Consider the following 11,274-nt stretch of genomic DNA (forward strand, 5'->3'; position numbering starts at 1 on the left):
AATCTTTCAGGAGTGACTCAGTTGTGCATGCTCATCCCCTGCCAGCACCTGCTGGTCGGTCTGCTTGAGCAACTGGCTGGTAACCACGCCCGCCGTCATCGAGCCATTCACGTTCAACGCCGTGCGGCCCATGTCGATCAGCGGTTCCACCGAGATCAGCAGCGCCACCAGTTCCACCGGCAGGCCCATGGCCGGCAGCACGATCAGCGCGGCGAAGGTCGCGCCGCCGCCGACGCCGGCAACGCCTGCCGAACTGAGGGTGACGATGGCCACCAGGGTGGCGATCCACAGCGGGTCGAAGGTGTCGATGCCCACCGCCGGGGCGACCATCACCGCCAGCATCGCCGGGTACAGGCCGGCGCAGCCGTTTTGGCCGATGGTGGCGCCGAACGACGCGCTGAAGCTGGCAATCGACTGCGGCACACCCAGGCGCAGGGTCTGCGCCTCGATGTTCAGCGGGATGCTGGCGGCGCTGGAGCGGCTGGTGAAGGCGAAGGTCAGCACCGGCCAGACTTTACGGAAGAAGCGCAGCGGGCTGACACCGGTCAGCGCCAGGATCACCCCGTGGACCACGAACATCAGGCCCAGGCCGATGTACGACACCACCACGAAGCTGCCCAGCTTGAGGATGTCGTCGAGGTTGGAGCTGGCCACCACCTTGGTCATCAAGGCCAGCACACCGTAGGGGGTGAGCTTCATCACCAGGCGCACCAGGCGCATGACCCAGGCCTGCAGCACGTCGATGGCCGACAGGGCGCGCTCGCCCTTGTCCTTGTCGTCCTTGAGCAGCTGCAAAGCGGCGAGGCCCAGGAACACGGCGAAGATCACCACGCTGATGATCGAGGTCGGCTTGGCCCGGGCCAGGTCGCCGACCGGGTTGGTCGGGATGAACGACAGCAGCAGTTGCGGGATGTTGAGGTCGGCGACCTTGCCCGCGTAGTCGCTGTGGATGGCCTGCAGGCGGGCGCTTTCCTGGGCGCCGGCCACCAGCCCTTCGGCGCTCAGGCCGAACAGGTTGGTCAGGGCGATACCGAGCAGCGCGGCGATCGCGGTGGTCAGCAGCAGGGTGCCGATGCTCAGCACACTGATGCGGCCCAGCGCCGAGGCGTTGTGCAGGCGGGCCACGGCGCTGAGGATCGAGGCGAAGATCAGCGGCATGACGATCATCTGCAGCAAACCGACGTAGCCATTGCCGACCAGGTCGAGCCAGCCGAGGGTGGCCTTGAGCACCGGGTGCCCGGCGCCGTAGATCGTGTGCAGCACCAGGCCGAAGCCGACGCCGAGGGCCAGGCCCAGCAGCACCTTCTTGGCCAGGCTCCAGTCGGTGCGGCGGGTTTGCGCCAGGCCCAGCAGCAGGGCCAGGAACGCCAGCAGGTTGAGTGACAGCGGCAGGTTCATTGAAGCTCCGGAAAAAGGCAAAAGAGGCATCGCCTCTGTGAGCGATTACGAACGGAAATGCTAACAGCCTGAAAACAAACGAATTTATACCTAAAAGGAATTTACATAGTCGTTTATGGAATAACGCCTGGTCGTTTTTGGCAATACACATGGCGTTTGCGGTTGCTTCGAGGTCGGTGGCGCATGCCTGTCTGTCATGAATCAGGTCTAGGGTTGAGCGGCCACGTCTTTGGGAGAACCGCACATGATGTCAGCTCCGAGAATCCTTGCCGGCGGCCTTGCCCTGTTGCTGAGCGCCAGCAGCTGGGCGGCCACCGAGCTCAAGCACTGGCCGGCCGAAGCCGCGCAAAAGCTCGACGCAATGATCAAGGCCAACGCCAACAAGGGTAACTACGCGGTGTTCGACATGGACAACACCAGCTACCGCTTCGACCTCGAAGAGGCACTGCTGCCGTTCATGGAGAACAAGGGCCTGCTGAGCCGAGACACGCTTGACCCCTCACTCAAGCTGATCCCATTCAAGGACACAGCGGAGCATAAGGAAAGCCTGTTCAGTTACTACTACCGCCTGTGCGAACTCGACGACATGGTCTGCTACCCCTGGGTGGCCCAGGTGTTCTCTGGCTTCACTCTCAAGGAACTGAAGCAGCAGGTCGACGAGCTGATGGCCTCGGGCAAGCCGATCCCCAGCACCTACTTCGAGGGCGACCAGGTCAAGAGTATCGAGGTGCAGCCGCCGAAGGTGTTCACGGGCCAGGCCGAGCTGTACAACAAGCTGATGGAGAACGGCATCGAGGTCTATGTGATCTCGGCGGCGTCCGAAGAGCTGGTACGCATGGTCGCCTCGGATCCCAGGTACGGCTACAACGTCAAGCCGCAGAACGTGATCGGCGTGAGCCTGCTGCTCAAGGACCGCGCCAGTGGCCAGCTGACCACGGCGCGCAAGCAGATCAGCGCCGGGCAGTACGATCCCAAGGCCAATGAAGGCCTGGAACTGACCCCGTACCTGTGGACGCCGGCTACCTGGATGGCGGGCAAGCAGGCGGCGATCCTGACTTACATCGATGAGTGGAAGAAGCCGGTGCTGGTGGGGGGCGACACTCCGACGAGCGACGGCTACATGCAGTTCCACGGCGTCGATGTGAACAAAGGCGGCATTCACCTGTGGATAAACCGCAAGGCCAAGTACATGGATCAGCTCAACGGCATGATCGCGAAGAATGCAGCGGCCCAGGCCAAGGAAGGCTTGCCGGTGACGGCGGACAAGAACTGGGTGATCGTGACGCCGGAGCAGATTCAGTGAAATACGCATAACGTGTTTCGGCCCAATCGCTGGGAAGCCAGCTCGCACAGGTACAATGCCAAGGTCTGCGATTACATTGTGGGAGCCGGCTTGCCGGCGATGAGGCCTCCTCAGGCATAAAAAAACCGGCGCCCTAGGCGCCGGTTCTTATTGCCTTCAGAGCCTCACAGCCCTTCGAGCATTGCCTTGTTGCGCACCGCGCCCTTGTCGGCGCTGGTGGCCAGCAGGGCATAGGCCTTCAGCGCAGTGGTCACTTTACGTGGGCGCACTTCCGCCGGCTTCCAGCCTTTCTTGTCCTGTTCGACACGACGCGCGGCCAGCTCTTCATCGCTGACCAGCAGGTTGATCGACCGGTTGGGGATGTCGATCAGCACCTTGTCGCCATCGCGCACCAGGCCAATGGCGCCGCCTGCGGCAGCTTCCGGCGAGGCATGGCCGATGGACAGGCCCGAGGTGCCGCCGGAGAAGCGGCCGTCGGTGAGCAGCGCGCACGCCTTGCCCAGGCCCTTGGACTTCAGGTACGAGGTCGGGTAGAGCATCTCCTGCATGCCCGGGCCGCCTTTCGGGCCTTCGTAGCGGATGATGACGATATCGCCGGCCTTCACCTCGTCGGCGAGGATGCCGCGTACCGCGCTGTCCTGGCTCTCGAAGATCTTCGCGTTGCCCTCGAACACGTGGATCGACTCATCCACGCCGGCGGTCTTCACCACGCAGCCGTCCAGGGCAATGTTGCCGTATAGCACGGCCAGGCCGCCCTCTTGCGAGTAGGCGTGTTCGAAGCTGCGGATGCAGCCGTTTTCGCGGTCGTCGTCCAGGGTTTCCCAGCGGGTCGACTGGCTGAAGGCGGTTTGCGTGGGGATACCGGCCGGGCCTGCCTTGAAGAAGGTGTGCACCGCTTCGTCATCGGTCTGGGTGATGTCCCACTTGGCGATGGCTTCCTCCATGCTGGCGCTGTGCACGGTCGGCAGGTCGGTGTGCAGCAGGCCGCCACGGGCCAGCGAGCCGAGAATGCTGAAGATGCCGCCGGCGCGATGCACGTCTTCCATGTGGTACTTCTGGATGTTCGGCGCCACCTTGCACAGCTGCGGCACCTTGCGCGACAGGCGATCGATGTCGCGCAGGTCGAAGTCCACCTCGCCTTCCTGGGCCGCGGCCAGCAGGTGCAGGATGGTGTTGGTCGAGCCGCCCATGGCGATGTCGAGCATCATGGCGTTCTCGAACGCCTTGAAGTTGGCGATGCTGCGCGGCAGCACGGACGCATCGCCCTCGCCGTAGTAGCGTTTGCACAGCTCGACGATGGTGCGGCCCGCGGTAAGGAACAGCTGCTCGCGGTCAGAGTGGGTCGCCAGCGTGGAGCCGTTGCCCGGCAGGGCCAGGCCCAGGGCCTCGGTCAGGCAGTTCATCGAGTTGGCGGTGAACATGCCGGAGCACGAACCACAGGTCGGGCAGGCGCTGCGCTCGTACTCGGCAACTTTCTCGTCGCTGGCCGAGGAGTCGGCGGCGATGACCATGGCGTCGACCAGGTCCAGGCCGTGGCTGGCCAGTTTGGTCTTGCCGGCTTCCATCGGGCCGCCGGAGACGAAGATCACCGGGATGTTCAGGCGCAAGGCCGCCATCAGCATGCCGGGGGTGATCTTGTCGCAGTTGGAGATGCAGACGATGGCGTCGGCACAGTGGGCGTTGACCATGTATTCGACGGCGTCGGCGATGATCTCGCGGCTGGGCAGCGAGTACAGCATGCCGTCGTGGCCCATGGCGATGCCGTCATCGACGGCGATGGTGTTGAATTCCTTGGCCACGCCACCGGCGCGTTCGATCTCGCGGGCAACCAGCTGGCCCAGGTCCTTCAGGTGCACGTGCCCCGGGACGAACTGGGTGAACGAGTTGGCGATGGCGATGATCGGTTTCTTGAAGTCTTCATCCTTCATCCCGGTGGCGCGCCACAGGGCACGGGCGCCGGCCATGTTGCGGCCATGGGTGGAGGTCTTGGAACGATAATCAGGCATGGAGCGCTCCTGGCGGCTTAATCAGGTCACTGGCTTTGCGAGAAAAGTGCTTTTCCGCAAACCCAAACAGGGAGTGAGCTTCTCTTGTCCTAATACGCCGAAGGCCGGTTGCCACAGGCACGGATGGGGGTCGAAGGACCGCGCGGGATCGCCGCAGGCTCGACCAGAGCTCATAAACCCGCCGGGGGTGTCTGGCGATGAATAGCCCGATTCTACACCGCCGCGCTCGTGAGGGAATGGCGTTGTGATAATTGGCTGCCGCCAGCCCGCAAGGTAAAGGCCTTGGTGTGGAGGGGGCCGGTTTCGGTAGACTTGCGCGCCTTCTACTCCTCTGGCCAAAAGGATTTGCAATGCCAGCGCCAAGTCGCTCCTTATTGTTCTACGTCGTCATCGGCCTGATTCAGGGCGTGGTGTGGCTCACCACCGTGAAGGGGGAGGGTCAGCTGCTGGGTTTCAGCCTGTCGGTAGCCCTGTGCGTCGCGGTGGCGGTAGCGGGCGTGAACCTGCAACTGCTTGGCAGCGCGGTGCTGCAGCGTGGCACCGGCTGGTTGGTACTGGGCCTGACCGTGCTGCTCAGCGGGATCAGTGCCTGGCTCCTCGATACCGGGCGTATGGGCTGGCTGCAGCAGACCTGGTGCCTGGCCGCCGTCGTGCTGGCCTATATCGGTACCGCGTTCATTCTCGCCTGGCCGACCGGCGAAGGGCTGCGCCTGCGCTACGAAGACCTGTTCCGGCATGCCTGGAACAACGTGTTCATCGTGTTCCTGGCACAGCTGCTGACTGGCCTGTTCTGGCAACTGCTGTGGTTGTGCGCGCTGCTGTTCAGCATGCTGGGTATTCCGCAGGTCAAGGACGCGGTGGAGTCACCGGTGTTTCTCTGGCTGGTGCTGCCGGTGGTATTTTCGCTGGGCATGCGCATGGGCCGGGAAAACGAGAAGATCATCGGCCTGCTGCGCGGCATCCTGCTGACGCTGTGCCGCTTCCTGTTGCCGCTCAGCGCGCTGATCGCCGTGCTGTTCACCCTGACATTGCCATTCTCCGGCCTGCAACCGGTGTGGAACACCGGCTATTCGACCACCCTTCTGCTGGTACTGGCGGGCATCAACCTGTTCCTGGTCAACGGCGTGTTCCAGGATGGCCGGCAAGGTAGCGTCTACCCCGCGCCGCTCAAGCGTCTGGTGGAGGCCAGCCTGCTGTGCCTGCCAGTGCTGGTGGGCCTGGCAGCCTATGCGAGCTGGCTGCGTATCGACCAATACGGGCTTACACCGTCACGGATCATGGCGTCGATGCTGGTGGGCGTGATGCTGGCGCACGGCCTGGCGGCGGTCTGGTCGGTGCTGGCTTCGCGCCAGGCCTGGCTGCACAGCCTGCGCCTGAGCAATCCATGGATCGCCCTGCTCAGTGCGCTGCTGGTGGTGGTGTTCTACACGCCGCTGCTCGATCCGCAGGCATTGAGTGCGAGGAACCAGGTCCAGCGCCTGGTCAACGGGTACACGCCGATCACCGAGTTCGACGCCGAGACCTTGTATCGCGACCTCGGCCAGCCGGGGCGTGAAGCCTTCGAGCAGCTCGAGCAGCGGCTGCAGACGGATGAACTGTTCGATGCGGGCCGCCGCCAGCAGTTGTTGGTGCTGATGGCCCAGGTGCGTCAACCGACAGTGTCCGAAGACCATGGCCCGAAGTTCGAGTGGCTCGGGCCGGTGCAATCGAGTAGCGAATCATTGGCCGACGCGACGCTTGCGCAAAGCCAGTGCGGTGGCAAGGGCTGCTACCTGTGGGCAGTCGACCTGGATGGCGACGGGCACGACGAAGTGCTGATGATCCCCCGGCACACCTATGCATCGCAGCTGTTCGTGTTCACCTGGGAAGACCGGGAGTGGCGCGAGGTGGGCAGCCTGAGCGGCAACATGGAAAACCTCGAAAGCTTGGCCAACGGTATTCGCGAGGGGGCGGTGAAACTGGTGGCGCCGCGTTACAAGACGCTGAGCATCGATGGCCAGGAGCTGCGGCCTGACTTCAGGCGCTAGCGCCCGGCGCGGGAACTCCCGGGGGCCGCTTGGCGGCCCGTCGCGGGCCAAAGGTCATTGCTGGCCGATGCCCTGCAGGTACTCCGACCGCTCATCGCTACGTTGCGCCACGCAGGTGTCCCACGCTGCCTCGAACGCCTTGCTGCCGGGTTTCTCGGCCCAGGTCTCGACCTTGCAGTCGGCGTCACGCAGCTGCGTCCAGAGTTTCTCGGCGGCTTCCAGCTTGCCGCTCAGCGCCGCGGCCTTGTCGCTTTCATCCGCGTACTGGTCGCGAATGCGCTGCATGAGGTCGTCATAGGCCGCCTTCAGCTCGCGTTCGGCGGTCTGCTTGTTGTAGGCGGCGCAGGCATAGCCCTGCTGGTCGGTCTCGACGTTGTCGCAGGGGGTGCTCTCCTCTTCGGCGGCGTGCGCGCCGAAAGCCACTGCCAGCAAGACCAGCCATGCCATTGATTTCATCGGGTTTCTCCTGAAGAGGCTGACGATGCGCTGGATTCTCGCTCAGCCCAGGCCCGGGCGATAGCTCCCCGAGAAAATGTTCATGAAACAGCGTTGTCGAGACTCGCTCTCATTGCCGAGGGGCGCGCCAGAGCCTGCCAGGTCGGCCATTGACGCTTTCGGCAAACCCCCTGTCGTTTTTGCATCGGGGCGCCTCGGGCCGCAGGCATATGCTGGCCCCAAAGCGTCGGCACAAGGTTCGGCGCCTGCAAACTTCAATAAAAGGGGACAGCCTGATGAGCCCAGCCGAACTTCACGCCGACAGCATCGTCATCGACGGCCTGATCATTGCCAAATGGAACCGCGAGCTGTTCGAGGACATGCGCAAGGGCGGGCTGACCGCGGCCAACTGCACGGTGTCGGTGTGGGAGGGCTTCAAGGCCACCGTCGACAACATCGCTTCCAGCCAGAAGCTGATCCGCGAAAACAGCGACCTGGTGATGCCGGTGCGCACCACCGCCGACATCCGCAAGGCCAAGGAACTGGGCAAGACCGGCATCCTCTTCGGCTTCCAGAACGCCCACGCGTTCGAGGACCAGATCGCCTACGTCGACGTGTTCAAGCAACTGGGCGTGGGCATCGTGCAGATGTGCTACAACACCCAGAACCTGGTCGGCACCGGCTGTTACGAGCGCGACGGCGGGCTGTCGGGCTTCGGCCGCGAGATCGTCGCCGAGATGAACCGTGTCGGCATCATGTGCGACCTGTCCCACGTCGGCTCGAAAACCTCCGAGGAAGTCATCCTCGAATCGAAGAAGCCGGTCTGCTATTCCCACTGCCTGCCCTCGGGCCTCAAGGAACATCCGCGCAACAAGTCCGATGCAGAGCTGAAGTTCATCGCCGACCACGGCGGCTTCGTCGGCGTGACCATGTTCGCGCCGTTCCTGGCCAAAGGCATCGACTCGACCATCGACGACTACGCCGAGGCCATCGAGTACACCATGAACATCGTCGGTGAAGACGCCATCGGCATCGGTACCGACTTCACCCAGGGCCACGGCCAGGACTTCTTCGAGTACCTCACGCACGACAAGGGCTACGCCCGGCGCCTGACCAACTTCGGCAAGATCATCAACCCGCTGGGCATCCGCACCGTCGGCGAGTTCCCCAACCTGACCGAGACGCTGCTAAAGCGCGGCCATTCCGAGCGCGTGGTGCGCAAGATCATGGGCGAAAACTGGGTCAACGTGTTGAAAGACGTCTGGGGCGAGTAAGCCGCTCTCCAAGCCTGAAAGCCCTTGCCAGCAACGCCGGGGCACCCAAACAAAAAATTTTATGGAGTTGAGTTTCCATGGCCAAGATCGCCCCGCAATTGCCAATCGAAGTCGACAGCGAGACCGGTGTCTGGACCAGCGACGCCCTGCCGATGCTGTACGTGCCGCGGCATTTCTTCGTCAACAACCACATGGGCATCGAGGAAGTGCTGGGCGCCGACGCCTACGCCGAGATCCTCTACAAGGCCGGCTACAAGTCCGCCTGGCACTGGTGCGAGAAAGAGGCCGAGTGCCATGGCCTGGAAGGGGTGGCGGTGTTCGAGCACTACATGAAGCGCCTGAGCCAGCGTGGCTGGGGCCTGTTCGAGATCCAGGATATCGACCTGGATAAAGGCACCTGCAGCGTCAAGCTCAAGCACTCGGCGTTCGTGTACGTGTACGGCAAGTGCGGCCGTAAGGTCGACTACATGTTCACCGGCTGGTTCGCCGGCGCCATGGACCAGATTCTCGCCGCTCGCGGCAGCTCGATCCGCACCGTGGCCGAGCAGGTCTACGGCGGGTCGGAAGAAGGCCACGAAGATGGCCTGTTCGTTACAAAGCCGTTGTAAGCCGGAGATAGCGTCATGGCCTTCGAAGCAATGTTCCAGCCGATCCAGATCGGCAAGCTGACCATCCGCAACCGCGTGCTCAGCACCGCGCATGCCGAGGTGTATGCCACCGACGGCGGCATGACCACCGACCGCTATGTGAAGTATTACGAAGAGAAGGCCAAGGGCGGCATCGGCCTGGCGATCTGCGGTGGCTCGTCGGTGGTGGCCATCGACAGCCCGCAGGAGTGGTGGGCCTCGGTCAACCTGTCCACCGACCGCATCATCCCGCACTTCCAGAACCTCGCCGACGCCATGCACAAGCATGGCGCCAAGATCATGATCCAGATTACCCACATGGGCCGGCGCTCGCGCTGGGACGGCTTCAACTGGCCCACGCTGATGTCGCCATCGGGCATCCGTGAACCGGTGCACCGCGCCACCTGCAAGACCATCGAGGTGGAAGAGATCTGGCGGGTGATCGGCAATTACGCCCAGGCTGCGCGTCGGGCCAAGGAGGGCGGCCTGGACGGCGTCGAGCTGTCCGCTGTGCACCAGCATATGATCGACCAGTTCTGGAGCCCACGGGTCAACAAGCGTACAGACGAATGGGGCGGCACCTTCGAAGGGCGCATGAAGTTTGGCCTGGAAGTGCTCAAGGCCGTGCGCAAGGAAGTCGGTGACGATTTCTGCGTGGGCATGCGCATCTGCGGTGACGAGTTCCATCCCGATGGCCTCAGCCACGAGGACATGAAGCAGATCGCCGCGTACTACGACGCCACCGGCATGCTCGATTTCATCGGCGTGGTCGGCTCGGGCTGTGACACCCACAACACCCTGGCCAACGTCATCCCCAACATGAGCTACCCGCCGGAGCCGTTCCTGCACCTGGCGGCCGGCATCAAGGAAGTGGTCAAGGTTCCGGTGCTGCACGCGCAGAACATCAAGGACCCGAACCAGGCCACGCGCATTCTCGAAGGCGGCTACGTGGACATGGTCGGCATGACCCGCGCGCACATGGCCGACCCGCACCTGATCGCCAAGATCAAGATGGGCCAGATCGACCAGATCAAGCAGTGCGTCGGTGCCAACTACTGCATCGACCGTCAGTACCAGGGCCTGGATGTGCTGTGCATCCAGAACGCCGCCACCTCCCGTGAATACCTGGGCGTGCCGCACATCATCGAGAAGACCACCGGGGTCAAGCGCAAGGTGGTGGTGGTTGGCGCAGGCCCCGCCGGCATGGAAGCAGCCCGCGTGGCAGCCGAACGTGGTCACGACGTGACCCTGTTCGAGAAGAAGGAGCAGATTGGCGGGCAGATCACCATCGCCGCCAAGGCCCCGCAGCGTGACCAGATTGCCGGTATCACCCGCTGGTACCAGCTGGAGCTGGCACGTCTGAAGGTCGACCTGCGCCTGGGCACTGCCGCCGACGTGGCGACCATCCAGGACCTGCGCCCGGATGTGATCGTGCTGGCGGTGGGCGGGCACTCGTTCCTTGAACAGAATGAGCACTGGGGCGCTGCCGAAGGCCTGGTGGTCAGCAGCTGGGACGTGCTCGACGGCAAGGTCGCGCCGGGCAAGAACGTGCTGGTGTACGACACCATCTGCGAATTCACCGGCATGTCGGTGGCCGACTTCATCGCCGACAAGGGCAGCCAGGTCGAGATCGTCACCGACGACATCAAGCCGGGCGTGGCCATGGGCGGCACCACCTTCCCGACCTACTACCGCAGCATGTATCCGAAAGAAGTGATCATGACCGGCGACATGATGCTGGAAAAGGTCTACCGCGAAGGCGACAAGCTGGTGGCGGTGCTCGAGAACGAGTACACCGGCGCCAAGGAAGAACGGGTAGTCGACCAGGTGGTGGTGGAGAACGGTGTGCGTCCCGATGAGCAGCTGTACTACGCGCTCAAGGACGGTTCGCGCAACAAGGGCCAGATCGATGTGGAGGCGCTGTTCACCATCAAGCCGCAGCCGATCCTCAGCCAGCCGGGCGAAGGCTACCTGCTGTACCGCATCGGCGACTGCGTGGCGCAGCGCAACGTGCATGCGGCGATCTATGACGCCTTGCGGCTGTGCAAGGATTTCTGAGCCCAGGACCAACGCGGTCCCTGTAGGGAGAACACGGTGGGAGCGGGCTTGCCCCGCGATAGCGCCAGCAGGTGCAACCTGATTGGCCGACCGGACGCTATCGCGGGGCAAGCCCGCTCCCACCGACCTCTCCCACAGGGACCGGCG

At 63.5% G+C, this 11,274-nt stretch carries 8 protein-coding genes; 5 read left to right on the forward strand and 3 right to left on the reverse strand.

The window, feature by feature from the left end; genetic code table 11:
• Positions 1-6 precede the first annotated feature (6 nt).
• Positions 7-1,398 carry an L-cystine transporter gene (locus DFS21_RS13825; RefSeq protein WP_111532515.1) on the reverse strand — a complete coding sequence of 464 codons (1,392 nt, stop codon included), beginning with the start codon at positions 1,396-1,398 and terminating at the stop codon, positions 7-9.
• 247 nt (positions 1,399-1,645) lie between these two features.
• Between DFS21_RS13825 and DFS21_RS13830 the strand changes: the two genes are divergently transcribed.
• Positions 1,646-2,701, forward strand: a complete 1,056-nt coding sequence (locus DFS21_RS13830; protein WP_178082021.1) for a haloacid dehalogenase-like hydrolase — start codon at positions 1,646-1,648, stop codon at positions 2,699-2,701.
• 164 nt (positions 2,702-2,865) lie between these two features.
• On the opposite strand, the gene ilvD is transcribed toward DFS21_RS13830, so the two are convergent.
• Positions 2,866-4,707 (reverse strand): dihydroxy-acid dehydratase, encoded by a 1,842-nt coding sequence (gene ilvD / locus DFS21_RS13835; protein ID WP_110700270.1) that lies wholly within the window; start codon positions 4,705-4,707, stop codon positions 2,866-2,868.
• Positions 4,708-5,057: 350 nt separating this feature from the next.
• Here ilvD and DFS21_RS13840 point away from each other — a divergent pair, with 350 nt between their 5' ends.
• Positions 5,058-6,734, forward strand: a complete 1,677-nt coding sequence (locus DFS21_RS13840) for a DUF4153 domain-containing protein (protein ID WP_111532516.1) — start codon at positions 5,058-5,060, stop codon at positions 6,732-6,734.
• 54 nt (positions 6,735-6,788) lie between these two features.
• On the opposite strand, the gene DFS21_RS13845 is transcribed toward DFS21_RS13840, so the two are convergent.
• Complete coding sequence (locus tag DFS21_RS13845; RefSeq protein WP_023629701.1) at positions 6,789-7,190, reverse strand: lysozyme inhibitor LprI family protein; 402 nt, start codon at positions 7,188-7,190, stop codon at positions 6,789-6,791.
• 275 nt (positions 7,191-7,465) lie between these two features.
• Here DFS21_RS13845 and DFS21_RS13850 point away from each other — a divergent pair, with 275 nt between their 5' ends.
• The 3 genes from DFS21_RS13850 to dgcA all read left to right on the forward strand — a co-directional run bounded on the left by DFS21_RS13850 (position 7,466) and on the right by dgcA (position 11,127).
• Entirely contained in the window at positions 7,466-8,443 is a 978-nt protein-coding gene (locus tag DFS21_RS13850; protein ID WP_011536164.1) for a dipeptidase, read from the forward strand.
• A 77-nt stretch (positions 8,444-8,520) separates the two neighbouring features.
• Positions 8,521-9,051 carry a DUF5943 domain-containing protein gene (locus tag DFS21_RS13855; protein ID WP_012316656.1) on the forward strand — a complete coding sequence of 177 codons (531 nt, stop codon included), beginning with the start codon at positions 8,521-8,523 and terminating at the stop codon, positions 9,049-9,051.
• A 15-nt stretch (positions 9,052-9,066) separates the two neighbouring features.
• Positions 9,067-11,127, forward strand: a complete 2,061-nt coding sequence (gene dgcA / locus DFS21_RS13860) for a dimethylglycine demethylation protein DgcA (RefSeq protein ID WP_111532517.1) — start codon at positions 9,067-9,069, stop codon at positions 11,125-11,127.
• The last annotated feature ends 147 nt before the right edge of the window (positions 11,128-11,274 follow it).

This window comes from Pseudomonas sp. 2848 (assembly GCF_003253945.1).
Lineage (GTDB): Bacteria > Pseudomonadota > Gammaproteobacteria > Pseudomonadales > Pseudomonadaceae > Aquipseudomonas.